Source organism: [Clostridium] scindens ATCC 35704 (genome assembly GCF_004295125.1).
Taxonomy (GTDB): Bacteria; Bacillota; Clostridia; order Lachnospirales; family Lachnospiraceae; genus Clostridium_AP; species Clostridium_AP scindens.
Genome location: NZ_CP036170.1, coordinates 888,897 through 915,524, shown reverse-complemented (window position 1 = coordinate 915,524; position 26,628 = coordinate 888,897). Strand labels below are relative to the sequence as shown.

Genomic DNA, 26,628 nt, shown 5'->3' with positions numbered 1-26,628 from the left:
CGCATGAATCAAAAGAATAAAATGGTTTCTTTATATCCTCTGACAAAGTTTTATCTGTCGGTTGTTCTGGTCATTATTTCTGTCGCAATGCCTGGAATCCTCAGCAAAGTCATTTGTTTTGTGCTGATCAATATCTTGGCGGGAGTTAGCGGCGTGTGGCTGGTTTTTATACGGCGAGTACGGAATTCCGTAGGGGTGCTGTTTATTATCCTTCTTATCATACAGACATTATTTTATCCAAGTGGAAGAGTAATGTTCTCTTTTTGGATATTTGATGCTAAATGGGAAGGATTGCTATTCGCTTTAAAACTTGGATTTACACTGATGTGTGTAGGCGGCAGCCTGATCTGGTTTTTCGCAGTTACAAAAGAAAAAGATTTTGTGATGGCATTAGAAAAGCAGGGAATGAGCCCCAAAGCATCTTATGTAGTGCTGTCGACTTTACAGATGGTTCCGGTTTTAAAGAAAAAATCCCAGACGATCATGAACGCTCAGAAGGCAAGAGGTGTGGAAACAGAAGGAAATATCATTGTCCGTGCGAAGGTGTTCATCCCTACGATTATTCCATTAGTATTGAGTTCGATAGCAGGGACAGAGGAACGGGCGCTGACCTTGGAAGCCAGAGGGTTTTCCTCTAAAATCAAGCCTACGCATTTGGAAGATATTGAAAAGACGCCGGCAGATACAACAGCAATTGTGCTTATTACCATATTATTTATCGCGGCGATAGCAGGGAGGATCATGTTATGGGTTATATAGAACTGAAAAACGTGACATACACCTATCCTTTAGCGCAAGAACCCAGTGTTCAGGATATCAGCGCGGTGTTGGAAAAAGGGAAGTTTTATGCGATCCTTGGAGCAAATGGAAGCGGAAAGACGACTCTTTGCAATATTTTAAGAGGATTTATACCAAACTTCTACCAAGGAGAGATGGAAGGAGAAGTTGTTTTTGACGGTAAAAATCTGAATGAATATGAAATGGGAGAATTGGCTTCCAAAATTGGATATGTTTTTCAGAATCCGTTTAACCAGATTACAGGCGCAAGAGATACTGTCTATGGAGAGATTGCTTATGGACTGGAAAATTTCGGGGTTCCGGCAGCCGAGATCCGTCAACGTGTAGATGATGTCATGGAGTTGACTAATATTACTTATTTAAAGGAAAAGAATCCATTCGAACTGTCTGGAGGGCAACAGCAAAGAGTTGCCCTGGCATCAGTACTGGTTTTGGAACCGGATGTTTTTGTGATTGATGAACCGACTTCCCAGCTGGATCCAAGAGAAACAGAAAGGGTTTTTGACATCATCAGCAAGATGAAGGAAATGGGAAAGACGATCATATTGGTAGAACATAAGATGGAATTGGTTGCCAAATACAGTGATGAAATATTGATATTAAGCGATGGAAGATTGATCCGCGCGGGAGAAAAACACGAGATTTTATCAGAGATAGAATTACAGGGGCACGGGATTATGCTTCCGCAGACGGTTCTTTTAGCAGAAAACATGCGCAGGCAAGGGATTCCTATAAAAGAAAAGATCGTTACTGCAGATGAAATGGCAGAGCGACTTAGAAAATTAGGCAGAAAAGGAGAGTCTCAATGGGGATCATAGAATTTAAAAATGTAAGTTTTCAATATCCAAACGGATTTTCTGCCGTTGAACATGTAGGATTTGACATTCCTTTAGGAGCCAGGATTGCGATTGTAGGACAGAATGGAGCCGGAAAGACGACGACGGTTAAAATGATGAATGGACTTTTGAAGCCCACAGAAGGTGCTGTCATCATAGATGGAAAGGATACAAAAGAATATACGACAGCGCAGCTTTCCAGGATAACAGGATATGTATTCCAAAATCCAGATGAACAGATTTTCCATAATACAGTGAGGGCAGAAATTGAGTTTGGGCCAGAGGTCTTGGGATTTGATGCGGTGAAGATAAAGGAAAAGGCAGAATGGGCGGCAAGACTTTGTGGTTTGTCAGAGCATATGGAAGAAAATCCGTATAATCTTCCGTTGTCAATCAGAAAGTTTGTTACAATAGCATCTGTACTCGCTATGGACGAGAAAATACTTGTTTTGGATGAACCGACAGCCGGGCAGGATTTATATGGTATCCGGCGTTTGGAGGAGATTCTGGAAGAACTGAGTAAAAAAGGAGCGACGATTGTTACGATCACGCATGACATGGAATTTGTCGTGAATAATTTTGAAAAGGTTTTTGTAATGGCTCATAAAAATCTTTTGAAGGAAGGGCAGGTAAAAGAGATCTTTCAGGACGAAAGCTTATTGGAAGAAAGTATGCTGAAAAAACCATATATCAGCAGCCTGGCAAAACAGCTTGGAATACGAGAAGATATTGTGACACAGGATGAATTGATTCAATATTTTGCCAAGAAGATATAAATAGTATTGTATTACTGAGACAATTAGAAAGTTTCAGACACATGATTGTAAAGTAAGCGCCAAATATACCTGCGGATTTTCTAATCCGCAGGTATATTTGGCGCTTACGTAGTTTTCAAGGATCTTGGAGTAAATTATTACAATCAGTTCAATAAGGAACGCAAAAGTAATAACTATTCAATTACACTATTAAAAACGTATCGCTCCAATCTGTCAAACGCTTCCTGAACTTTCGAAAAAGGAAGTGCAAGGTTCATTCGAATTGCATTTTTCCCATGAAACGGTCTGCCATCCTGCCAGCCAACACCCACACGGTATCCTGCCTTCAATAGCTTGTCAACCGTTTTCCCGGTTTTTTCACACCAGTCGGTACAATCAAGGAATAACATATATGTCCCCTGTGGCTTAGAAAGTGATATCCCTTCAAAATGTGTGTTAATAAAATTATATGCATAATTGACATTATTTGATAATACTTCACACAACTCATCAACCCACTCCATTCCTTCTGGCTTGTATGCTCCCATTAACGCATACATAGACAACACGTTCATAGAATTATAATGAGATTTACTGCTGCAGGCTCTAACACGATCGCGCAGATACGAATCGAAAATTATATGATAACTTCCAATCAAACCGGCCAGATTAAATGTCTTGCTAGGTGCATAAAGCGCAATGGTTCGTTTCCTTGCATCTTCGCTGATAGATTGAAGTGGAATATGATGATTTCCATTCAATATGATATCAGACCAGATTTCATCAGATATAACAACACAATCATTATCCTGATACACCTTCATCGCTTTTTCCAGTTCTTCAAGCGTCCAGACTCTTCCAGTTGGGTTATGCGGATTACAGAAGACGGCTACATGAATCTTATGCTTCTTAATTTTTTCATCCATATCTTTATAATCCATTCTCCAGATTCCTTCTTCATCCCTTTTCAGTTCACTGTGGACAATCTTATAACCGGCACCGCCAATACTTCCTGTAAACCCGATGTAAGTTGGGCTATGCACAAGAACGCTATCCCCAGGACTGGCAAATGCATTGAGAGCAGAGAGCAGGCCGCCCAGAACGCCATTTTCATATCCTATGCATTCCTTTCTAAGTCCAGTCACCTGATGCCTTGTTTCGTGCCAGTTAATGATTGACTGGTAATACTCGTCTCTTGTAATAAAATAACCATACAGTGGATGTGTCAGTCTTTCAGCAATAGAAGACTGTACTGTAGGAGCTGTCGCGAAGTTCATATCCGCGACCCACATAGGAATAAAATCAAAGCCGTCCTCCGGAAGAGGAAAACTCGGAAATTTACCTGGTGCATCCACTGCCATTGCATCCTTTCCCTGTCGATTAATAATAGTCGTAAAATCGTATTTCATATCACTTTCCTTCTTTCTCAATTATATAAATGACAAGCCACAAAACTCCCCGGTGCTACTTCCAGCATCTTTGGCTCCACTTTTTTACAAACATCTTTACATTTATTACATCTTCCTGCAAACCTGCAACCTTCCGGTGGATTCACCGGACTTGGCACATCCCCGGTTAACATGATTCTATCTCTCTCAGCAGACACATCAGGATCCGCTATTGGAACGGCTGATAAAAGCGCCTGTGTATATGGATGTCTCGGATTAGAATATAGATTATCGGATCCGGTAATCTCTACCATTTTTCCCAGATACATTACACCAATCCGATCAGAAATATGTTTCACTATAGAAAGATCATGTGCTATGAAAAGCATCGTAAGTCCTCGCATCTGTTGTAACTTCATCAGAAGATTAACGATCTGTGCCTGAATAGATACATCCAAAGCCGAAATCGGTTCGTCACAAAAGATAAATTCCGGATTTACCGACAATGCTCTTGCTATTCCGATTCTTTGTCTTTGTCCGCCGGAAAATTCATGCACATTCCGGGAAGCATGTTCCGCATTTAGTCCTACCATCTCCAAAAGGTCAGCCACCATTTTCTGTTCAACATTTTTGTTTTTCGCAATTCTATGGATCCGGATACCTTCAGCAATGATATCATATACCTTCTGGTGGGGATCTAAAGATGAATAAGGATCCTGAAAAATCATCTGCACCTTTTTTGTAAACTCAAAATGCTCTTTTGAACTCATAGAATGCACATCTTTCCCGTGAAATAACACTTCTCCACCGCTTTTATCTACCATACCCAAACACGTTTTTCCACATGTTGTTTTGCCGCACCCCGACTCGCCCACGATACCCAGAGTTTCGCCCTCATATATATCAAACGAAACATCATCAACTGCTTTCAACTGTAATTTATTGCCTGCAGGATAATACTTTTTCAAATTTTTTACTTCAAGCACTTTTCTACGATTCTCCATTAGTCTTACCCCTCCTTCCTGCACGCTCATCCATTAACCAGCATGATGCCTTGTGCGAATCTGATACCTGCTTTTCATCGGGCATATATTCAGCACAGACTTTCATAGTATAACTACATCGATCACAAAATGCGCAGCCTTTGGGCGGTTGTGTCATATCCGGAATGCTTCCTTCAATGGTTCTCAGCGTCTGTTTTCCTTCTCTGTCTAATCTTGGTACAGATTCCAGAAGTGCTTTGGTATAAGGGTGTATGGGATTATAAAAGATTTCCCGGCAGAGCCCCTCTTCTACAATTTTTCCGGCATACATTACGATGATTTTATCTGTAACATCAGCCACAATACCTAAATCATGCGTAATTAACAATATTGCCATATTCATCTGATTCTGCAGTTCCTTCATCTGCTTTAGAATTTGTGCCTGTATTGTCACATCAAGTGATGTTGTCGGTTCATCCGCAATCAATAGCTTCGGCCGCGTTATTAGTGCCATTGCGATCATAACTCTCTGACGCATTCCCCCGGACAATTCATGCGGGTACTTTTTCAAACAGCTCTCCGCATCAGGAATTCCTGTTTGCTTCAACATCTCTACTGCCATTTTTTTCTTGTCTTCTTTTGTTTCTGCCGTCATATGATTATCTAAACTTTCAATAATCTGTTTCCCTATTTTCATTGTAGGATTCAGCGACACCAAAGCGTCCTGGAAAATCATAGAACATTCTTTTCCTCGAAACTTCTTCCATTCCTCTGGAGAAAACTTCAAAACGTCGATTCCATTAAATAATATTTCGCTTCCTTCTAATATTCTTCCAGGTTTTTTAACCAGTCCCATAATACTTTTAGCCGTAACAGATTTTCCGCACCCGGATTCCCCTACCAGTGCTATGGTCTGTCCTTTTTCCATTGCAAAAGAAATATCTCTTACTGACTGTACTGTTCCATTATATGTCTGATAAGCAACAGCAACATGCCTTACCTCTAATAACCTATTCATTTCCTTTCCCGCCCTTATCTAATTTACTATCTTAGGTTCTAATGCATTTCTCAAGATATCTCCAAGAAGATTAAAACTGAGCACTGTGATCAGAATCATGACTCCCGGAAATACAGCTAATAAAGGATAATCCAGAATATGTGCCTGGGCTCCTTGCAGCATACTGCCCCATGAAGCACGAGGGATCTGCACGCCTAACCCTAAAAAACTCAGAGACGATTCCGTAAGAATTGCACTTGCTACACTGAGACTAGCAGCTACAATAACCGGACCGACAATATTGGGAATAATATGGTAAATAATTACATATATGTTAGATGCACCCAGATTTCTTGAAGCAACTACAAAATCTCTTTCCTTCAACGACATTGTTTCTGCTCTTGTTATCCTTGCCACTGATGCCCATGAAAACAAGCTTAATACTACAATAAGTGTGGCAAGTCCAGGTTTAAGAAAAGTGTTAAGTATTACCATTAATAGCATACTAGGAAGAGCCAGAAAAATATCAGTAAAACTCATAAGAAATGCATCGATCTTTCCACCAACATAACCTGATAAAACACCTATGGATGTACCTATAACAACAGTCATAATCATGGACAGGAATCCAACGGTAAGCGATACTCTTCCACCATACAATGTTCGAGTAAAATAGTCCCTGCCATATTCATCTGTTCCAAACCAATGCTTTGTTGAAATTCCCTGAAGCTTTTGTGATACACCAAGCTTATAAGGATCATACGGACTTAGCGGCGCCAATAATACAACAATAAGAAGTAACAGCAACAATACTAAACTGACCATTGCTACTTTATTAGAACGCAGTTCTTTAACAATATTTTGCCATACGCTCTGATATTTGACCGTACATTGAACAGAAGTATTGACTTTATAGTTTTCGAATAACTCTTCTGTTATTTCCCTTTTATCTTCCACTTTCAACACCTCCCCGTTTAATTCTGGGATCTACAAATGCATATAATAAATCTGCAAGGAAATTACCTAACACCAGTAAAAATCCCGATAACATAACATAGGCCATTATAATTGGATAGTCCCGTGAGTTAATTGCAGTCATAGCAAGTGTTCCTACTCCAGGCCAGCCAAACACACTCTCCACAATAAAGGAACCACACACTAGTGAGGACAGATTCATACCCATTAGAGTAATAATTGGAAGAAGTGTATTTTTCAACACATGTTTAAAAAGAATTTTCATCTGAGAATCTCCTTTTGCTTCAGCTGTCAATACGTATTCCTCACTAAGCTGTCCGATTGCGTTTGCCCTAATATAACGGATATAGATAGCCAGGTGTCCGATACTCAGCGTAATACAAGGCAATATCAAATGTTTGAATGTATCAAAAGCCGATACATTGCCTACAGTATGCATCCCCGATGAAGGAAGCAGTTTTAATACCGAAGAAAATAATATTATTAACAGCATTCCAAACCAGAAAGATGGAATAGAAATTCCCATATAGGTGAGGGAACTGAATAAATTATCAATCCAGGTATTCTTTTTTAAACCTGCCCATAGCCCAAGCGGTATTGCAAGTAACAGTGACAAAATCATAGAACAACCCATCAATAATATGGTTGCAGGAAGACGTTGCTGAATCTGGGGCCAAACAGATGATTTATTAGATAACGACATCCCCAAATCACCATGTATCGCTCGTTCTGCCCAAGACATATACTGTTCAATCATACTTTTATCCAACCCGAGTTCCGCCATAATATTTGCTTTCTGCTCTTTACTCATTTCCGGCGTAATATACATAGATGATATATCTCCCGGGGCAAAATAAATAACTGCAAAGGAAAGAAATGATATCAAAAACATAACTACCACAACTCGCAATGTCTTTTTCATACAAAATTTCCACATACTAATTTTCTCCATAAAAATGAAAATTAGAAAGAATGTGGTTCTCATTGCTGAGTACACCACATTCTTTCACCTTATTATAAATCTCTATCAGGATTCATGCAATTGCTAATCTACCTGAATAGATAAGTAATCAATAAATTCCGGGATAACTGTAGAATCACTTAATCCGGACACATTTTTCTGAGAAACCATAACATAGTTCGTATAGGTTAATGGATATTCCCAACACTCTTCCAATGCTTTATCCTGAATTTCATTCCAAAGTTCCTGTTTTTCATCTGCATCCACAGTACCTAATGCCTGCTGTGCAAGACCAGATACTTCATCACTAAATCCGCAGTCCGCAAGACGATTTGTGAAATAACTGATCGACTGACCACAGTTTGTTCCTCTCTGCGAATCCCAGCCATTCGAGCCGATATCCCATGTTGGTGCCAGTTCACTGTCTGCTTTCGTAAAGAACCGCGGGAAAAACGTTGATGTATCACAGCCTTCAATTTCTACATTTACTCCGATTGCAGCCAACTGTTGCTGGACAACTGTTGCCACTGCTTCCATATTTGCTCTGTCGGCATTATAGATATAAGTCAATGTTTTGCCTTTAAGACCAGATGATTCAGCCAGTTTCTTCGCTTCTTCCAAATTATAATCATACCCTTTGCAATCTTTATTATAAAGAGATTGATCCGGCGTCAGCAAACTGTTTGCCGGGACGGCAAGTTCATCCGACCCCCATGCGAAATCAACAATTTCTTCTTTATTCAATGCCATGAAAATTGCTTTTCTTGCATCATCGGATAATGTGGACATAACCGAACCATTTGGATTTAGCTGAATATAATTAAGACGCGCTTCAGAAACACTGTACAAGTTATATTTATCACTTGCCTCTTTATATTTTTTCAAATCCTCTGCTGATGTCACTCGCATATAATCAATCTGTCCATTTTCAAATTCAATCTGTTTTGTACTTCCGCTTCCGATAGTCTTCATGATCACGGTTTTGACAGTCGGTGTTCCTCTATAGTAATCATCTCTTGCTTTAAACACAAAACTATCTTCATTGATCTCACTAACTGTATATGCACCTGAAGTTGCCATATCTGTTTTCTTGAAATAGTCACTATTATCTATTTTAGATGGATCATTATCAAATGCGTGCGAAGGCATTGGATAAAACTGTGCAAGCGTTCTTACATAGTTGTCATAAACTTCCGGCAAGACAATATCTAAAGTTTTATCATCTTTCTTAGTAAATTTTACTTCTTTACCATTGATTTGTGTAAATGAGGTCGGCCCTCCATATGTTAATACACCATAATCAATTGTGAACATGATATCCTGAACGGTAATTGGTTTTCCATCACTCCAATTCGCATCATCGTTGATATGAATTGTATAAGTCAACCCATCATCAGAAATATCTAAACTATCTGCCAGATAATACTCAAGTCCCTCTTTTGTTTCAGCAAATAAAGGTTCATAAATAGGCCGGATTGCACTGACCAGATCATCGCTGCTTTGCGCGCTCGGTTGAAGCGAATTCGGTTTATACCCCATTGCAATCGTAAATGTGCCCTTTCCTGATGAGTTTTCAGTTTCCTGCTTTTTGGCGTCATTCTTCTCGTTGCTATTTCCACAACCGGTTAATGCGCCTACTGCCAAAATAGAAGCCAAAAGAATGCTCAAAAATCTTTTTTTCATACGTGTCCTCCTTTTTTATCTGAAGAATTTCTCTACGGTGATAAACCAATTTTAAATAATGATGTGATCTTGAATGGAATTTATATCACCTACTTAAACTATTACTCATCAAGTATATCAGCTGATAACATCAAAAACCAATCGTTATTTATAATGTTTTTATAGATGATGCCTATAGCCTTTAACCCGACGGCTCCCTTTTCGTATATGAATGTAGCGTCCGGGATGCTCAAAATTGAAATAAGGTGTGCATAATATCCAAAAATATGTACAGAAGATTGTAAAAGGTGTACATATCATATAAAAAATCGATATAACACAAAAAAATATTGTATATATTTTCCACTTCCATTTTTTTATACTGGGATCATAGTAAATGTGAAGAGATTCGCAAAAACAATATCATTTGGAGGAGGATACGTAATGAAAAAAGAAAAAGTAACTAGGCTACTGGCAGCAGGGCTTGCGGTAATGATGGTCGCGGGAATGGCCACAGGATGCAGGAAGAGCGACAGCGGATCATCAGACGGAGGAGATAAGAAGGACGCAAAATCAGACGCGCTTATCGGGTCTGCAATCTACAAGTTTGACGATACTTTCATGACAGGCGTGCGTACAGCCATGACGGATCAGGCCAAAGAATCCAAGGTAGATCTGGAACTGGTGGATTCCCAGAACAAGCAGGCAACACAGAATGAGCAGGTGGATACCTTCATCACCAAGGGCGTGAACGCGCTGGCGATCAACCCGGTTGACCGTACGGCGGCAGGCCCGATCATTGAGAAGGCAAAGGCAAAGGATCTTCCAATCGTATTTTTGAACCGCGAGCCAGAAGAAGCAGATATGCAGAGTTATGACAAGGTTTGGTATGTAGGCGCGAAGGCAGAACAGTCAGGGACTCTTTCCGGTGAGATTATCGCCGACTTCTTTAAAGCACATCCGGAAGCAGATAAGAATGGGGATGGAACCATCCAGTATGTAATGCTTCAGGGAGAGCCGGGACATCAGGATGCAACCCTGCGTACGGAATATTCTGTAAAAGCAATCGAAGAGGCAGGATTCAAGACAGAGAAACTGGCAGCAGACACGGCAATGTGGGACAAGGCAAAGGCTACAGACCTGATGAAAGCGTTCATCACCGGACAGAGCCTTGACAAGATTGAAGCGGTTCTCTGCAATAATGACGATATGGCGCTTGGCGCGATCGAGGCATTGAAAGCAGAAGGGTACAATAAAGACAGCAGCGACCTGGCCAAGTATATCCCGGTAGTAGGCGTAGACGCGACAGCTCCGGCGCTGGAAGCAATGAAAGAAGGCTCCCTGCTTGGAACCGTACTCAATGACGCGGACAACCAGGGCAAGGCAACCGTTAATGTGGCCGTTGCGGCAGTAAATGGAAAAGAAATCAACGAAGAGAATGTCGGCTATCCGATCACGGACGGAAAATATATCTGGATCGACTATGTAAAGGTTACAGAAGATAATTACCAGGATTATATGAAATAAAGAAAATGCAGCAGATTCATAACCAGGGGGTGGAGGATTCCATCCCTTGGCTTAAAAGGAGGAGTGAGGGCATGGGAGAATATATACTGGAAATGAACAATATCACAAAAGTTTTTCCAGGCGTTAAGGCTCTCGACAATGTCAGCCTGAAAGTAAGGCCGGGAAGCGTCCATGCGCTGATGGGCGAAAATGGCGCCGGCAAATCAACGCTGATGAAGTGCCTGTTCGGAATCTATCATGAGGATGGCGGCGAGATTATCCTGGACGGAAAGCCGGAAAAGATCATGACGTCAAAACAGGCGCTGGACCTGGGCGTCTCTATGATTCATCAGGAACTTCACCCGATCCGGTTCAGGCCGGTAATGGAAAATATATGGCTTGGCAGATTCCCGATGAAGGGGATCGCGGTCAATAAGAAGGCAATGATTGAAAAGACCAGAGAATTGTTTGAAGAAGTAGATCTGGATATTAATCCGGAGGTATTAGCAGGAACATTATCTGCCTCTAATCTACAGCTTGTAGAGATAGCAAAGGCGGTTAGCTATAATTCAAAAATTATTATCATGGATGAGCCGACCTCATCCCTGACAGAGAATGAAACGCAGCATCTGTTCAAAATCATCCGCAAGCTTCAGGATAAGGGATGCGCGATTATTTACATTTCCCATAAAATGGAAGAAATATTAAAGATTGCAGATGAAGTGACGATCATGAGGGATGGGCAGTATGTAGGAACATGGGATGCCTCGGAACTTACGACGGATCTGATCATCAACCGGATGGTGGGACGGGATATGACGAACCGTTTCCCGCCGAAAGAATACCAGCCATCCGATGATGTGGTCTTAAAGGTTCAAGGATTATGCTCGCCTCTGCCCAAGTCCTTCCAGGGTGTCAGTTTCGAACTCAAAAGAGGAGAAATTCTTGGAATCGGCGGATTGGTAGGCGCCCAGAGGACGGAACTTGTGGAAGCCATATTCGGACTAAGGGAGATCGTGGAAGGCACTATAGAAAAGGATGGGAAGCCGATGAAGATCAAATCTCCCAGGGACGCTATCCGGGAGAACATCGCGCTTCTTACAGAAGAGCGGAGGGCAACAGGGATCTTTGGAATTCTGTCTGTACTTGACAATACGGTAATCGTAAACCAGAAGGCGTATGCCCATGGGGGCGTCCTGCGGGACGGCGATCGGCTGAAGGCGGCGGAGGAATCCAATGCGGAATTGCGTACGAAGACGCCAAATATGGATGAGAATATGGAAAACCTGTCTGGCGGAAACCAGCAGAAGGTACTGCTTGCCAGGTGGCTTCTGACGGATCCGGATATACTGATCCTGGATGAGCCGACGAGAGGAATCGACGTTGGCGCGAAATATGAGATCTATATGATTATGCATAAACTGGTGGAACAAGGGAAATCCATCATCATGATTTCTTCTGAAATGCCGGAACTATTAGGAATGTCAGACCGGATTATGGTAATGTGCGAGGGGCGGGTAACCGGGTTCCTTGATTCGGGAGAGGCGGATTCCGTACAAGTCATGAATTATGCGACAAAATTCATGCAGTAGGACTTAGAGGAAAGAGAGGTATTACATATATGCAAAAGAAAGGAAAAGTAGTTGCCCGTAACAAATATGGCGCAACATTTATAATCATTGGCGCGGCAGCGGTGGTCCTGGGATTCATCCTGTACTATTTTCTGGATCCCGGCGTATTCTATGATCTTGGCCTCTATGTCATAATGGCAGGGGCAGCGGCCTTGTTCTACGGCCTGAGGCAGCGTTTTGCCAGGCAGTATAAAGGCATGGATGTGGAACTTTCCGTAGGAACCGGTAAGAAGTTCCTGACGAATAACGCGATCATGATCGCGCTGCTGGTAATGATCATCGTCATCATGATCATCCAGCCCAGATTCATGCAGCTGGCGGTCCTTTTGGACATCCTTACCCAGTCATCCACCAAGATGATCGTGGCGCTGGGCATCAGTTTTACGCTTCTGATCGCAGGTACGGACTTGTCAGCAGGACGTATGGTCGGCCTGGCGGCGGTTGTATCTACATCCATGCTGCAGACGGCGGACTATGCCAACCGGTTCTTCCCGAACCTGCCGCATATGGTATTGATCGTTCCTATCATAATCGCGGTGATTGCCTGCGGCCTGTTCGGAATTCTGAACGGCTTCCTGGTAGCAAAGTACGATATGCACCCATTCATCGCCACTCTGGCTGTACAGGTAATGGTCTATGGCGCCAACTCCCTGTACTTTGATATGGAGCCGAACAAGTCCCAGCCAATCGGCGGCGTACGTCCGGACTTCGTGCTGCTGGGACAGAAGAAGCTGCTGGCAATCGGAGATTTCCCTGGGATATCCGTGCTGGTGCCTATCGCCATCTGCTTTGTCCTTCTGGTATGGTTCATCCTGAATAAGACGGTATTTGGAAAGAACGTGTATGCCATCGGCGGAAACCGGGAAGCTGCAGTCGTATCCGGAGTCAACGTGTTCAAGACGATTATGGGAATCTTCATTCTGGCTTCCGTACTGTACGGCGTTGCCGGTGTTCTGGAAGCGGCAAGGACTGCCGGGGCCACCAATAACTATGGCAACGGCTATGAACTGGATGCCATCGCAGCCTGCGTTGTAGGCGGCGTATCCCTGAATGGAGGCGTCGGCAAAGTAAGCGGTATCGTAAGCGGCGTGCTGATCTTTACCGTTATCCAGTACGGCCTTCAGTTCATCGCGGTCAGCCCGATGTGGCAGCAGGTGATCAAAGGTATCATCATTGCTATCGCGGTTGCGATTGATATGTCGAAATACAGAAAGAAATAAGCGTTGTTGAGTCGCTTTATAAAAACTGCTATAATAAGCTTATGTTTATTATGGCAGTTTTTGGAGTATCTGAATTTAAAGACCGTCAGGAGGATGGGATGGAATATTATAAAATACTATTAGTTGACGATGAACTGGAAATTCGGGACGGAATGATCCAGAAACTGGACTGGCACCAGTTAGGCTATGATGTCGCGGCGGCAGCGGAAAATGGCGTGGAGGCTCTTGAAAAGGCTGACCAGGTCCAGCCGGATGTCATCATGACGGATATCCGCATGCCCTTTATGGATGGCCTGGAATTCATCGAAAAGGTGATTGAGAGACTTCCGGCAGTAAAGATTATCGTGTTTTCCGGCTTTGATGATTTTGAATATGCACAGAAAGCGATCAATCTGGGGGTGGAAGAATATATACTAAAGCCAATCTCTGCCAGACAGCTGGAAGAGTCGCTGATCAAACTGAAAAAGAAGATGGATGAAGAACTGGCAAGAAAAAGGGATATCGCAATTTTAAGGAGGAGTTATGAAGAGAGTTTTCCCATTTTGCGGGAGCAGTTTTTCATAAGCATGATCGAAGGGCGCATGACCCCAAGGCAGATTGAGGTTAAGATGAACCAGTATGGGCTGTCCCTTTCCGCCAGGCATAAGACGGTAGCAGTCCTGTCTGCCAATGAGAATTCGCTTTCCTTTGTCAGGAAAAACGTCTTTGCGGGTGAAGAGGAACTGAGCCCGATTGCTATAAAAAGAACGGCAGAAGATATCATAGGAAAGTACCATGAGATGTATAGTTTCCTATATCTTAACTATGTAGTGCTGATCGTGGCTTTGGAATGGGAATCCCAGATATCCCTGCTGTGCCAGGAGGTAAATGAAGCCTGCAAGGCAGCGTGCCGGATTACGGACGCAGACGTCACTGCCGGAATCGGAGGAATCTACGGCCGATTTGAAGAATTAAAATATTCTTTTGAAGAAGCGCAGAATGCGCTGGAATACAGCACCCTGCTCAGAAAAGAGGGGAGGCTTGCTGCATACATTAAGGATATGGAGCCGGAAGACACTACCGCCAGGCTGCAATTGGAAGAGCAGGATGAGAGGCTTTTGATGAATGCCGTAAAGAGCAATAACATGGAAAAGGCACAGAAGCAGATCAGCCGGTTCTTTGAGCGCCTGGAGCAGGCGCGCCTGCCGTTCTGCCAGTATCAGATGTATATTTTGGAGATCTTTACGGTACTGATGAAACTAGTCAACGTCTACCAGCTGGATACGAATGTTGTATTTAAAGGCGCGTCGGACTATATCGAGGCAGTACTGGGCCTCCATTCCCTGGAAGAGATCAAGGACTGGTTCATCCAGGCCTGCCGGCAGATTGGAACCCTTATCCAGAAGGAAAGAATGGCTTCCGGAAAAATGCTGGTCGAAAAAGCCAGGCAGTACGTGGATGAGAATTACGCGGATGCGGAATTCTCGGTGGAGACGCTGTGCGAAAGCCTGCACATCAGCCCGGCTTATTTCTCGACGATCTTCAAGAAAGAGGCCGGAATCAATTTCATTTCCTATCTTACGGATGTACGGATGAAGGAGGCGATGCGCCTCCTGGACGAGACGGACGAGAAAACATACATGATTGCGGCAAAGGTGGGATATTCGGAGCCGAATTATTTCAGCTATGCATTCAAGAAGCAGGTAGGAGTATCCCCCTCAAGGTACCGCAAGGGACTTAGGGATCAACAATAGCAGAGGAATACTATGGCGGATAAAGTAATCGGTTTACTGGAAAAAGTAAAAAATATATACCGGAAAAGGAGCCTGCAGTTCATACTGTCCCTATCTTTTACGTTGGCCTCGGTCGCCGTCATGATCGGGGTGGCGGCAGGCTTTTCCCAGAGGTTCGTAAAATCAACGGAACGATTGGCGATCATCAATAACAAGAATGTCCTGGATCAGATGAACCTTAATCTGGACACCTATCTTCACAACATGATGAGCATTTCCAATACCATGTATTACAGTATCATCAAGAATACGGACTTTGGAAAGGACAGCATGGAGAGTGTCAGCGACCAGATGAAGCTGCTGTATGATGCCAACGTGTCCTCCCTGGTGAGCGTGGCGATTTTCAGCGATGACGGGGACTTGATCGCCGCCCAGCCGTTAAGCCGGACAAAGCCGAATGCCGACCCGGTATCTGAAGATTGGTTCACAAAGGCCAACGAGCAGATTGAGAATGTACATTTTTCAGCGCCTCATGTAGAGAATCTTTTCGTTAATTCTGACAATATCTATCACTGGGTCGTATCCTTAAGCCGTTCTGTAGAGATGACCAAAGATGGAGAGATCGTGCACGGCGTGATGCTGGTTAACATGAATTTTACCGGGATTGAGCAGATCTGCAAGAACGTGGACTTGGGAGAATCCGGTTACGTGTATATTATCGACCGCAATGGGGAACTGATTTACCACCCGCGCCAGCAGTTGATATACGGAGGAATCATTAAGGAGAATAACAAGAAGGCAGCCAGGTATTCGGAAGGCAGCCATGTGGAAAGGTTTGAAGGAAAAGAACGGCAGATCACGGTTAAGACGGTGGGATATACGGGATGGAAAATCATCGGCGTATCCCCGACTTCGGATATTACGACGACTTATATGCAGAACAGCCAGTTTATCTGGATCGTGGCAATCATAGGAATTATCATATTGATTTTTGTAAATATGTTTATCTCTTCCAGGGTGGCCGATCCCATCAAGCAGTTGGAACGGTCGGTGAGGAAGCTGGAAAAAAGCAACCTGAACGCGACGGTGAAAATAGGAGGCACTTATGAGATCCGGCATCTGGGAGAGACGCTTCAGTCCATGGCTGACAATATGAAGAAACTGATGGACGATATAGTGAAGGAACAGGAGGACAAGCGAAAAAGCGAGATGTCTGCCCTTCAGTCCCAGATAAATCCGCATTTCCTTTATAATACGCTGGATTCTATCATATGGATGATTGAAAACGAGCGGTACGAGGACGCGATCGACATGGTAACCGCGCTTGCCAGGCTATTCAGGATCAGCCTGAGCAAAGGCAAGAATATCATAACCGTGGCCCAGGAACTGCAGCATGCTGAGAATTATCTGATCATTCAGAAGGTGCGATATAAAAACAAATTCGATTACGAGATCCGGATGGAGCCGGAGGCGGCGCTGTGCGCCACGATCAAGCTGATCGTGCAGCCCCTCGTGGAAAATTCCATCTACCACGGAATGGAATATATGGATGGGGACGGCAGGATATTTATCCACGCTTATGTAAATGAGGCAACCCTGTATATCGAGATAGAAGACAATGGACCGGGAATGACGCAGGAGCAGGTGGACGAACTTGGAAATCCGGCAGAGGGAAAGGTTCAGGCATAGGCTTCCACAACGTGCAGGAACGGATACGGCTTTACTTTGGCCAGAATTATGGCATGGAAGTGGAGAGCGAGCCGGATGAAGGAACAAGGATAAGAATCTATATTCCGGCGCGAACCGTCGGGGAGATGGAGCAGGATGGAGGTGGCCGGCGTGAGTAAGAACCGTAAATATGCGCTTCTGATAGCAGCAGGGGCGATACTCTTCGCCTGGTTCATCTTTGGGTGGGACGGGCTGCCCAGGCAGGAGGAAGAGCATATCCGACAGATATCCTATCTCTATCGAAGCAATTCGGTGGATGAAACTCAGCAGGCGGCCAAGCAGGGGATTGATCAGGCGGCCAAAGACTATAAGTGCGAGATCACGGCAACTGCCTTTGATCCAGCCATAACAGCAAAAGAACAGAAGAGGCTGATTGAGAAGGAAGTGGAGAATGGAGCGGAGGCCATACTGATCGAGCCGCTGGATGATAAAAAAGTAGCGCAGGAACTTAAGAAGGTCGGAAAAAAGGTTCCGGTAGTCCAGATCAATTCCTGGATACGGGATGAGGCGGCAAAGGATATCGAAAGAGTCCATGTAGACTACCATAAGATGGGAGAGGAACTTGCCCGCAAGGTGCAGAAAGATGTGGGAAGCGGCGGGAAGATACTGCTGCTTAAGTCGGATATGAATTATGCGGATATAGAGGAAGCCTGTCAGGGAGTGAAGGACTATCTTAAGGATCAGAATGCCATAGTAGAAGAATATTCGATGACAGCGGCTGAGCAGAAATGGGCGGGAACCGTACCAGAGATCTTGAAAAGGACGGACGTATCGGCCATCATTACGTTTGGCACCATTCAACTGGAACTGTGCGGAAAGATCAAGAAGGAAGGACTTGCCTTAGGTGATACGAGGGTCTATGGGATTGGAAAGTCCAACCAGATTATCTCTTATCTTGAAGAGGGAAAGATCAGCGCGATCGGAGTCTCCAGTGAATATAGCGCCGGCTATTTAAGCACGGTAAAGGCGCTTGGCATAGATCTGCCGGATGTAGGCAGAGAAAGGGAAATAGACTTTTCCGTTATTGACGGAAAAAGCATCTACACCACAGAGAACCAGAGGCTGTTGTTTCCATTTGTTCAGTAAAGAGGGAATGTTATGAAAAAGATGAAATCCAGGATAGCCAGAATCTGTCTGGCGCTGTGTCTGGCGGCTATGATGGCCGGATGTGCAGGAACTGAAAAGAAGGAAGAGAAGACGGGAATAAAGATCGGAGTGGCCATATACCGAGGGGATGATGCATTCATCTCATCCCTCTGCGCTTCTCTGGAGAATGCAATCAAGGATAAGGAAGAGAAACTGGGGAAAAAGGTGGTTGTGAATATTGCGGACGCAAAGAACAGCCAGAGCAGCCAGAATGACCAGGTGGACGACTTTATCAGAAAAGGGTATGACGCGATCTGCGTGAACATGGTAGACCGTACGGTAGCGGCAGTGATCGTGGATAAGGCGAAGGAAGCAGGCATTCCCATTATCTTCTTTAACCGCGAGCCGGTGGAGGAGGATATGGCAATCTGGAATCAGACCTATTATGTGGGGACGGATGCCAGGGAAGCAGGAGAGTTAGAGGGGCAGATCGTGGCAGATGCCTGGAAGAGCCAGGAGTCCCGGATAGACAAGAACGGAGATGGAAAACTCCAGTATGTAATGCTGGAAGGCGAGCAGGTTCATCAAGATTCCCTGATCCGCACAGAGTATTCTGTGAAAACGATCTTGAAGGAAGGGATCGTCACGGAGAAGCTTGCCAGCGGAACCGGTAACTGGATGCGGTCTCCCGCGTATGAATTGATGCAGGAATGGATTGGCCAGTATGGAAGCCAGATAGAAGTGGTCTTAAGCAATAACGACGAGATGGCGATGGGAGCCATAGAAGCGCTGGTAGAGAATGGGATGTCCGGCGGAAACGGCCCTATCGTAGTAGGCATAGACGGGACGGAGGATGGACTGGAAAAGATTATCAAAGGAGAGATGGAGGGGACGGTTATGAATGATGCCAGAGGGCAGGCGGAAAGCATCCTGGGAATTGCATGCGCCTGTGCCGAAGGAAAAGATCCTAAGCAAGAAGTGCCAGAACTTAAAGGGCAATATGTGCGCGTGCCTCACTCCCCTGTTACGGCTGATAATGTACAAGAGTTTATTGATTATAAGAATAAATAGGAGTATATGGGCTCCGGATTATGGCAAGAATCCCTCCGGAAGAGGTAACGCTGGAAGGAGACATCGCTCCTGGCGTATTTGCCAATTAAAAAGGACTGCAATTTGGGAGGAGTGCAGTCCTGAGGAAAAAGTTATGAAAAAGATTTTTAAGTGTTGTTCTTCTGAACAATTATTAGTATAGAAGGAAAATGTGATAAAACCGTGATGAAAATGAGAACTATTTGTTAACAAATTTGGAATAAATCTTCAAAAAGTTCTTTGAACGAGTCTTCGAACAGATTGTCCCTTTTCCAGACGATTGAAATCTCATGCTGGATGCGGCAGTCAGCCAAGTCCAGCTTCTTTATTATTCCTGATCGCAGTTCCTTTAGCACAGCGGTTTCATAAAGGAAGGTAATGCCGCAGCCGGCAATGACCATATCCTTGATAGCGTTCATATTCCCGATGGTAATTACATTGGAGAAATCCTCCAGGCTAATGCCATTTTCAATCAGCATGTGCTCCAGGATCATCCTGGTGCCGGAGCCGGATTCGCGCAAGATCAGGCGCTCGCCAATCAGATCGGACAGCCGGGCAGGCGGTGCGGCAAACGGATATTTTTTTCCGCAAATGGGAATAAAGTTATCGATAATATAAGGCTGATGGTTATAAAGGGTCTTGGGGTAATCCCCCTCCAGGATGGCAAAGTCGATTTCCCCGGAATCTAACTTCTGCAGCAGCTCCTTAGTGTTTGCCACAGTGACGGAGATATCAGCGCCCTTATGTTTGGAGAGAAAGTCTGACAGAGGCCTTGCGATCATAAAATCGCCCACCGTCAGCGTAGCGCCGAACCGCAGCGTCTGTTTCTTATCGTTGATGAAGGACAGCTGCTCCTTCAGGTAGATCTCGTTATTGTGGAAGGCTGTAAGGGAACGCTGAAGCAGTCTTCCTGCATCCGTCAGGATCAGTTTCTTGCCGATGAAGCGAAAAAGCCTGACGCCATAATAGTCCTCCATATACTGGATGTGCTGGGATACGGCAGGCTGGGAAATATTAAGCTTCTCGGCAGCCCGGGTATAATTCATTTCCTTGCATACAGTTAAAAATGTAATGGTACGGTTGTCTAGCATGACGTCTCCTTTCAATAGAATGGTAGAATCCTTTATGTTATATACCATAACATATTCTTATGAATAAATAAATAATAATAATTTTACATGATTATATTCGCATGGTATTATTTTCTAGGAATTTAAACGAGAATATAGATAGAGTGGAGGATAAACATGGATTTTATTAAGAAAAACTGGAAGGGCATGCTGGCATGCCTGTGCATTGCTGTGCCCTCCTGGCTGCTGGGCAAGAAGTTCCCGATTATCGGCGGCCCGGTGATCGCGATTATCGCGGGCATGGTAATTACGTTGATGATTAAGGACAAGTCCGCATTGGAGAGCGGCATCAAGTATACTTCTAAGAAGATACTCCAGTACGCCGTAGTCCTGCTGGGATTCGGGCTGAATCTGGAGGTAATCTTTAAGACGGGCAGGCAGTCCCTGCCGATTATTATATCTACAATTACCACTTCCCTGGTAATTGCCTATGTGCTTCACAGAGTGATGCATATTCCGGGTAAAATATCTACCTTGGTGGGAGTTGGATCTTCTATATGCGGCGGTTCCGCGATTGCGGCTACGGCGCCTGTCATTGACGCGGACGATGAGGAAGTGGCCCAGGCGATTTCGGTTATCTTCTTCTTCAACGTACTTGCGGCAATCTTATTTCCTACACTGGGCGCGTTTCTGGGATTCTCCCAGAATTCCGGCGAGGCTTTTGGAATCTTCGCGGGTACCGCGATCAATGACACTTCGTCCGTTACAGCGGCGGCGTCCACCTGGGACAGCATGTATGCGCTGGGAAATGCCACGCTTGACAAGGCGGTTACGGTAAAGCTTACCAGGACGCTGGCAATTATCCCCATCACTTTAGCGCTTGCCGTATTCCGGACTTACAAAGCGGAAGAAGAGGGTGGCGGACAGGTATCCATCAAGCAGGTATTCCCTTTCTTCATCCTGTTCTTTATCGGCGCATCCATCATCACGACGATTGCAGCGGCTGTAGGCGTGCCTATGGAAGTGTTCGCTCCGCTGAAGGAATTGTCCAAGTTCTTCATTATCATGGCAATGGCAGCCATAGGACTGCACACAAACATCATCAAGCTGGTTAAGACAGGAGGAAAGCCGATTCTTATGGGCATGGCCTGCTGGATCGGAATCACCCTGGTAAGCCTTGGCATGCAGCATGTGCTGAATATATGGTAGGTTTATGTTAAACTGACATTTCATGCCTTCGTATCTAGGACTATACCGTGGTGAACAGGTCGATGGACTGTCCGGTCATTACCGCCGGAGAATCGCACAGAAGATATAGGATGGCCTTAGCCACATCCTGGGCGCTTCCCATCTTGATATCATCCTGTCCTACGTTGTGGTTATATACGCGCTGTCCTGGCGTATCTACAATTCCGGGGGAGACAGCATTGACTTTGATGCCATACTCCTGCGTCTGGATGGCAGTCGTCTTGGTCAATGTGATAATGCCGCCTTTCGCCACTGCATATGCTCCCATCTGTGAAGCGATTCTTCCCATTCTGGAAGATACGCTGACGATATTCCCGCCTCCTTGCTTGATCATTACCGGAACTACCTTGTTGATGCAAAGGAACGGAATTCTTAAATTGGTCTTGATGATCTGATCCCACTGGGCCTCGGACCATTCCCAGATCTTGATGGCCTGCTTTTTTACCTTGTCATAGATCTCGGATGGATAGCCGCCTGCGTTGTTAACCAGGATATCAATGCGGCCATATTTCCCGACTACCGCATCCACCATGGACTGTACCTGCTGTCCGTCCGTTAGGTCCCTGGAGAGTGAGACGGCCTTGCCGCCTTTTTCTTCGATCATTTTTACCGTCTCATCCAGGTCAGCCTGTGTTCTCGCTACAGCGACAACGGTTGCGCCTTCTTCAGCGATTGCCAGCGCTGCCTCGCGCCCGATTCCTTTTCCCGCGCCTGTTACGATTGCAATTTTTCCTTCTAATTTCATGATATATTCCTCCATAATTATATATTTCTTATACTTTTTTTGAAAAAGTCCAGAGTCGTAGGATGAATATAACTGGAGCCTATTTCACGCAGCAGGACAACATTCAGCAGATTATTGAGATTCTTTTTATCCAAGGCTATGGCGTCTGTCAGTTCCTGGAGTGAAAGACCGCATTCATAAGGCAGCCCGTAAGTCTGCAATACATCCAGAATACGCTTGGCGGTCCCGGGAGCAGTCAGGTATTGTTCCTGAGCAAGCTTGGTAATCTGAAACATGCCAATAGCAACAGCCTCCCCGTGACTTTCCCTCTGGTAGTTGAAATGCTGTTCAATTGTGTGTCCAAGGGTATGCCCAAAATTCAGAAGCATACGCTCTCCTGTGTCATATTGGTCATTCTCTACAACCATCCGTTTGATGTCTACACAGCGCAAGATGATGGCAGGCAGCTCTTCCTTCAGTTTTTCGAAAGAACCGTGTGATTCCAAGGTATGGAACAGATCGGCATCTTTGATGCATCCGTACTTGATTACCTCTCCCATGCCATCGGTGATAAATCGTTCATTCAGCGTATCCAGTACCATCGGATCGATCAGAACCATTGAAGGCTGATAGAACGCGCCTACCAGGTTCTTGCCCTGTGGCAGGTCTACGGCGACTTTTCCGCCGATGGAAGAGTCTACCTGTGCAAGAAGGGAGGTGGGAATCTGAACCAGACTTACCCCGCGTAGAAAACTGGAAGCGGCAAATCCGGCCAGGTCTCCAATGACGCCTCCGCCTAATGCGATTACCAGGTCGCTTCTGGTAATCTTGGCATTCAGCATGGCAGTGTATATGGCAGGCAGGGACTTGAAGCTCTTGGTCGCCTCGCCGTGAGGGAGTACCAGCTGGTGGCACTCATACTGCTCGGAAAGGTTTTTCATGAGCGAACTGCCGTAAAGCGGGTATACATGATCATCGGATATAATGATAATCCGTCTTCCGGAAAACACTTCGCTGATATAAGAGGCAGCCTGAGACAATATGTTATTTTTGATATAGAGGGGATAGCTGTCCTTTCCCAGGTTTACCATAAGTTTCATAGATCTCTCCTATTATATGCTTTTCCCGATTACCTGGGCAATCTGGGAGACTTCCTTGATTAGTTCGTCGTATTTCCGGGGCTTTAATGACTGGGCGCCGTCGCACAGCGCATTTTCCGGGGCATTGTGTACCTCCACCATAAGTCCGTCTGCTCCTGCAGCGATGGAGGCTTTCGCCATAGATTCAACCAGCCACCACTTGCCTCCGGCATGGCTTGGGTCTACAATCACCGGAAGATGGGTCAGCTTGCGCAGAACCGGAATACTTTGCAGATCCAGCGTATTGCGGGTGTAGGTTTCAAAGGTGCGGATTCCCCGCTCGCAGAGAATTACATTCTCATTTCCGGAAGCCATGATATATTCAGCGGACATCATCCACTCTTCGTAAGTGGCGTTGAGGCCTCTCTTTAAGAGAATAGGCCGATCTACCTGGCCCAGCTGCTTGAGAAGATCAAAGTTCTGCATGTTGCGTGCGCCGATCTGGATCAGATCCACTTTTTCGTTGAAGACGTCCAGATGCTCCGGAGACATCAGTTCCGTTACGATGGGAAGCCCTACTGCTTTCTTTACCTCGCAGAGGATATTCAGGCCCTCCAGCCCAAGTCCCTGGAAAGAATAGGGGCTGGTTCTTGGCTTGAACGCGCCGCCTCTTAAAAGGTTGGCTCCGGATGCCTTAGCTGCCTTGGCAATCTCAAGCACCTGGTCATAGGACTCTACCGAACACGGGCCGGCAATCAATGCCAGATTTCCTCCGCCCACCTTTACTCCGGAGACGTCAATGATGGAGTCCTCGGGGTGGAATGCGCGGTTTGCGAGTTTATACGGCTCCTGCACATGCATGACCTTATCTACAGAAGAGTCTACTTCGAATGGTTTAGAGTCGATCTTGGTCGTATCCCCGATACATCCAATGATGGTCACTTCCTGGCCTTCTACGATGTGGGTGTCCAGGCCCCTCCTTTTGATCATCTGCTCGACCCGGGTAATATCTTCTTTTGTTGTGCGTGGTTTCAATACAATAATCATCGTTAACATCCTCCATATGTATTACCAGTGCTGAATAATATTCATACTGTAAAATATTCGCACTGTAAAACTTTAGTTGTTTAAAGCGTGAAACTAAGGATATACTAACGCATGTGCATTTAGTTGTCAACCTCTTTTTATAAAAAATTATTTTTATCCGAAAAATAGGTGGGAGCCATACCTTGTAAATTATTCCATACACTCTTATAATAGAAGAAATTCAAACAGCAAGGAATGGTTAGGGATATGGTGAGAGTATATATAGCAAAGATTACACCATTGTTAATAGAAAAAAACTATGGAGCATACTACCGTAAGATTCCTGCCTGGAGGCAGGAAAAGGCGGATAAACTGCGGTTTAAGGAAGATAAGGCAAGGAGCGTGGGAGCATGGATTCTGTGGGAGAAGATACAGAAGGCCGGCCAAGTGCCGCAAGAGGCTGTATTCAACCTTTCCCATTCCGGGGATTATGTGCTGTGCGCCTATAGCGATGCGGCAAAGGCCCAAGTAGGCTGCGATCTGGAAGAGGTAAAAGAGCTACGGCTATCAGTGGCAAGACGGTTCTTTGGCGAAGGGGAATATCGCCATATAGCAGAGACGAAAGATCCGGAATGTAAGACCTGGCTGTTTTACCGCTACTGGGTATTGAAGGAAAGTTTCATGAAAGCCACGAGAAAGGGCATGGCTATCGATATGCGTTCCTATGAGATTGGATGGGATCAGGAGGGGAGGCCTGTGATTGCCGGGAAGCCTGAGGAATATGCGGATGCATATTACTGCAGGGAATATCGGATGCAGGGGGTCAATGCCGCAATTGCAGTCTGTACCACGGATTCGGACATAGGGGAACTTCAGGCAATAGAATTGTAAGCAAGCCCAATGCGCGGAAGTCTATGTAAATGGGACACTAGTAAAGAAGCGCCTTGGAGGCTATCTGCCATTTACTGCGGATATAACAAGGTTGACGTGTTTTTAAGTATTTGTTAGAATAATAAAAGGGAAAAACTTAGGTTTATCAAGAAATAAAAGAGTTTACTTTACGAAAGATGAGACCAATCGGGTGAGTATATTAGATTAATTGAATAAGGAGGACAAGTTATGCTGGATTTAACATTTGGGGAGCAGGTCAAAATTATCTTAAGCCGTAAGGGCATGACGATTAAGGAACTGGCAGAGACCATAGAAGCACATACCGGGAAGAAGATGTCCCGCCAGAATCTGACGCAGAGGCTGGGCCGGGATAATTTCCAGGAACAGGATATGCGCATGATTGCCGAGATCCTTGGCTGCCCGTTCCATTTGAATATTCTTGATGACGGCGCTTCAGCAGAAAGATCAAATAATATAGAGCCAGACAGGACCACAGAAGTATCTGACAAGGCAGATGACTCTAAAGTCGTGCAAAAAGAAGAGAAACGGGAGGTTCCTGCACAGGAGGCGCCCGCTTCGGAAGGCGCGGCTACGGAAAGGGATATTACCATCGGCGAACTGGTGGATATCCATGAGAAACTGGATGCCATGATAGAGCAGGAGACCGGAGAACTGCCGCCTCTGGAGGCTCCGGTGGAAGAACTTCTGGAAGAGATGGCTGCGATTGAAGAAGAGAATAAGGCAGACAAAAGAGAGACCCGGGAAGAAAGGGAAGAACGGGAGAAGAAGAGCCATGGCTGGAAATCCTATCTCTTGAGAAGAAAGAAAAAGAACGATGAGGAAGAGAATCTGGCAAAAGAGGATGATGCCGGAGACTTGACAGAAGGAACACTGGAGAATGGCGAGGAATATGTGGAAGAGGGTGCTTACGAATACCAGGAAGAGTATGCGCAGGAATATGAGGACGAATATGCCGGGGCGCAGGAGGAGATAGAAGAGGCCCGGGCACCGGAAGAGGAAGAAGACTGCATCCGGGGAGATGTTAATCCGTATACCGGCCGGGAATATGAATCCAACAGCGTGCGCATGCACCCGAACCGCATCGGATACGTCCAGGTATATGACAGGAGCGACCACAAATGGACGGATATGACGGAGTGGGCGTTCCTGGGCTATCAGGAGCGTAAGAAAGCCTTGCTTGGGAAAGATTATGAACCGCCGATCTATCTGGATTAGCCGGTATAATAGAAAAGAGTGAAGACA

The 26,628-nt window shown here is 45.1% G+C and carries 24 protein-coding genes; 14 read left to right on the top strand and 10 right to left on the bottom strand.

The window, feature by feature from the left end; translation table 11 throughout:
- Nucleotides 1-3 precede the first annotated feature (3 nt).
- The 3 genes from HDCHBGLK_RS04730 to HDCHBGLK_RS04720 are packed head-to-tail and all read left to right on the top strand — an operon-like array spanning nucleotide 4 to nucleotide 2,410.
- Nucleotides 4-759 (top strand): energy-coupling factor transporter transmembrane component T, encoded by a 756-nt coding sequence (locus HDCHBGLK_RS04730; RefSeq protein ID WP_004606568.1) that lies wholly within the window; start codon nucleotides 4-6, stop codon nucleotides 757-759.
- A complete protein-coding gene (locus HDCHBGLK_RS04725) occupies nucleotides 747-1,616 on the top strand; it encodes an energy-coupling factor ABC transporter ATP-binding protein (protein WP_004606567.1) in 870 nt (289 codons plus the stop codon). Before HDCHBGLK_RS04730 ends, HDCHBGLK_RS04725 begins: the two co-directional genes overlap by 13 nt.
- Nucleotides 1,604-2,410, top strand: coding sequence for an energy-coupling factor ABC transporter ATP-binding protein (locus HDCHBGLK_RS04720; RefSeq protein WP_004606566.1), 807 nt, complete (start codon nucleotides 1,604-1,606; stop codon nucleotides 2,408-2,410). The genes HDCHBGLK_RS04725 and HDCHBGLK_RS04720 overlap by 13 nt, the downstream gene beginning before the upstream one ends.
- Before the next feature lie 173 nt (nucleotides 2,411-2,583).
- Here the strand turns inward: HDCHBGLK_RS04720 and HDCHBGLK_RS04715 are convergent, their stop codons facing one another.
- The 6 genes from HDCHBGLK_RS04715 to HDCHBGLK_RS04690 all read right to left on the bottom strand — a co-directional run bounded on the left by HDCHBGLK_RS04715 (nucleotide 2,584) and on the right by HDCHBGLK_RS04690 (nucleotide 9,376).
- The gene (locus tag HDCHBGLK_RS04715; protein ID WP_039909633.1) at nucleotides 2,584-3,798 is read right to left on the bottom strand and encodes a MalY/PatB family protein; all 1,215 of its coding nucleotides are present in this window, start codon (nucleotides 3,796-3,798) and stop codon (nucleotides 2,584-2,586) included.
- Nucleotides 3,799-3,815: 17 nt separating this feature from the next.
- Complete coding sequence (locus HDCHBGLK_RS04710) at nucleotides 3,816-4,781, bottom strand: ABC transporter ATP-binding protein (RefSeq protein ID WP_004606564.1); 966 nt, start codon at nucleotides 4,779-4,781, stop codon at nucleotides 3,816-3,818.
- Nucleotides 4,768-5,778, bottom strand: a complete 1,011-nt coding sequence (locus HDCHBGLK_RS04705; protein WP_004606563.1) for an ABC transporter ATP-binding protein — start codon at nucleotides 5,776-5,778, stop codon at nucleotides 4,768-4,770. Before HDCHBGLK_RS04705 ends, HDCHBGLK_RS04710 begins: the two co-directional genes overlap by 14 nt.
- Nucleotides 5,779-5,796: 18 nt before the next feature.
- Nucleotides 5,797-6,714, bottom strand: coding sequence for an ABC transporter permease (locus HDCHBGLK_RS04700; protein WP_009248336.1), 918 nt, complete (start codon nucleotides 6,712-6,714; stop codon nucleotides 5,797-5,799).
- On the bottom strand, nucleotides 6,704-7,669 hold the full coding sequence (locus tag HDCHBGLK_RS04695; protein WP_039909632.1) for an ABC transporter permease: 966 nt from the start codon (nucleotides 7,667-7,669) through the stop codon (nucleotides 6,704-6,706). Before HDCHBGLK_RS04695 ends, HDCHBGLK_RS04700 begins: the two co-directional genes overlap by 11 nt.
- A 108-nt stretch (nucleotides 7,670-7,777) precedes the next feature.
- A complete protein-coding gene (locus HDCHBGLK_RS04690) occupies nucleotides 7,778-9,376 on the bottom strand; it encodes an ABC transporter substrate-binding protein (RefSeq protein WP_004606560.1) in 1,599 nt (532 codons plus the stop codon).
- A 423-nt stretch (nucleotides 9,377-9,799) separates the two neighbouring features.
- Between HDCHBGLK_RS04690 and HDCHBGLK_RS04685 the strand changes: the two genes are divergently transcribed.
- From HDCHBGLK_RS04685 to HDCHBGLK_RS04655, 8 genes are all read left to right on the top strand, one after another.
- Nucleotides 9,800-10,882, top strand: a complete 1,083-nt coding sequence (locus tag HDCHBGLK_RS04685) for a galactose ABC transporter substrate-binding protein (RefSeq protein WP_004606557.1) — start codon at nucleotides 9,800-9,802, stop codon at nucleotides 10,880-10,882.
- A 71-nt stretch (nucleotides 10,883-10,953) separates the two neighbouring features.
- Nucleotides 10,954-12,453: a sugar ABC transporter ATP-binding protein gene (locus HDCHBGLK_RS04680; RefSeq protein WP_009248332.1), complete on the top strand. Its 1,500-nt coding sequence runs from the start codon at nucleotides 10,954-10,956 to the stop codon at nucleotides 12,451-12,453.
- A 29-nt stretch (nucleotides 12,454-12,482) separates the two neighbouring features.
- Nucleotides 12,483-13,712: a galactose/methyl galactoside ABC transporter permease MglC gene (mglC, locus tag HDCHBGLK_RS04675; protein ID WP_004606555.1), complete on the top strand. Its 1,230-nt coding sequence runs from the start codon at nucleotides 12,483-12,485 to the stop codon at nucleotides 13,710-13,712.
- A 98-nt stretch (nucleotides 13,713-13,810) separates the two neighbouring features.
- Nucleotides 13,811-15,445, top strand: coding sequence for a response regulator (locus HDCHBGLK_RS04670; RefSeq protein WP_039909631.1), 1,635 nt, complete (start codon nucleotides 13,811-13,813; stop codon nucleotides 15,443-15,445).
- Nucleotides 15,446-15,457: 12 nt separating this feature from the next.
- A complete protein-coding gene (locus HDCHBGLK_RS04665) occupies nucleotides 15,458-17,113 on the top strand; it encodes a sensor histidine kinase (RefSeq protein WP_004606553.1) in 1,656 nt (551 codons plus the stop codon).
- Between the two features lie 11 nt (nucleotides 17,114-17,124).
- Nucleotides 17,125-17,271 carry a sensor histidine kinase gene (locus tag HDCHBGLK_RS19665; RefSeq protein ID WP_004606552.1) on the top strand — a complete coding sequence of 49 codons (147 nt, stop codon included), beginning with the start codon at nucleotides 17,125-17,127 and terminating at the stop codon, nucleotides 17,269-17,271.
- A complete protein-coding gene (locus tag HDCHBGLK_RS04660; protein ID WP_233440737.1) occupies nucleotides 17,264-18,238 on the top strand; it encodes a substrate-binding domain-containing protein in 975 nt (324 codons plus the stop codon). Before HDCHBGLK_RS19665 ends, HDCHBGLK_RS04660 begins: the two co-directional genes overlap by 8 nt.
- Before the next feature lie 12 nt (nucleotides 18,239-18,250).
- Nucleotides 18,251-19,309 (top strand): galactose ABC transporter substrate-binding protein, encoded by a 1,059-nt coding sequence (locus HDCHBGLK_RS04655; protein ID WP_004606550.1) that lies wholly within the window; start codon nucleotides 18,251-18,253, stop codon nucleotides 19,307-19,309.
- Between the two features lie 224 nt (nucleotides 19,310-19,533).
- Here HDCHBGLK_RS04655 and HDCHBGLK_RS04650 read toward each other — a convergent pair whose 3' ends face one another.
- Nucleotides 19,534-20,418, bottom strand: a complete 885-nt coding sequence (locus tag HDCHBGLK_RS04650; RefSeq protein WP_009248326.1) for a LysR family transcriptional regulator — start codon at nucleotides 20,416-20,418, stop codon at nucleotides 19,534-19,536.
- Between the two features lie 156 nt (nucleotides 20,419-20,574).
- On the opposite strand from HDCHBGLK_RS04650, the gene HDCHBGLK_RS04645 reads away from it, so the two are divergent.
- The gene (locus HDCHBGLK_RS04645; protein WP_004606548.1) at nucleotides 20,575-21,606 is read left to right on the top strand and encodes a YeiH family protein; all 1,032 of its coding nucleotides are present in this window, start codon (nucleotides 20,575-20,577) and stop codon (nucleotides 21,604-21,606) included.
- A 40-nt stretch (nucleotides 21,607-21,646) separates the two neighbouring features.
- Here the strand turns inward: HDCHBGLK_RS04645 and HDCHBGLK_RS04640 are convergent, their stop codons facing one another.
- The 3 genes from HDCHBGLK_RS04640 to aroF are packed head-to-tail and all read right to left on the bottom strand — an operon-like array spanning nucleotide 21,647 to nucleotide 24,495.
- Nucleotides 21,647-22,390 (bottom strand): SDR family NAD(P)-dependent oxidoreductase, encoded by a 744-nt coding sequence (locus HDCHBGLK_RS04640; protein WP_044941783.1) that lies wholly within the window; start codon nucleotides 22,388-22,390, stop codon nucleotides 21,647-21,649.
- A gap of 17 nt (nucleotides 22,391-22,407) precedes the next feature.
- Entirely contained in the window at nucleotides 22,408-23,469 is a 1,062-nt protein-coding gene (aroB, locus tag HDCHBGLK_RS04635) for a 3-dehydroquinate synthase (protein ID WP_004606546.1), read from the bottom strand.
- 12 nt (nucleotides 23,470-23,481) lie between these two features.
- Complete coding sequence (gene aroF, locus HDCHBGLK_RS04630; protein ID WP_009248322.1) at nucleotides 23,482-24,495, bottom strand: 3-deoxy-7-phosphoheptulonate synthase; 1,014 nt, start codon at nucleotides 24,493-24,495, stop codon at nucleotides 23,482-23,484.
- Between the two features lie 246 nt (nucleotides 24,496-24,741).
- Between aroF and HDCHBGLK_RS04625 the strand changes: the two genes are divergently transcribed.
- Nucleotides 24,742-25,365 (top strand): 4'-phosphopantetheinyl transferase family protein, encoded by a 624-nt coding sequence (locus HDCHBGLK_RS04625; protein ID WP_009248321.1) that lies wholly within the window; start codon nucleotides 24,742-24,744, stop codon nucleotides 25,363-25,365.
- Nucleotides 25,366-25,593: 228 nt separating this feature from the next.
- A complete protein-coding gene (locus HDCHBGLK_RS04620; protein ID WP_004606543.1) occupies nucleotides 25,594-26,601 on the top strand; it encodes a hypothetical protein in 1,008 nt (335 codons plus the stop codon).
- The last annotated feature ends 27 nt before the right edge of the window (nucleotides 26,602-26,628 follow it).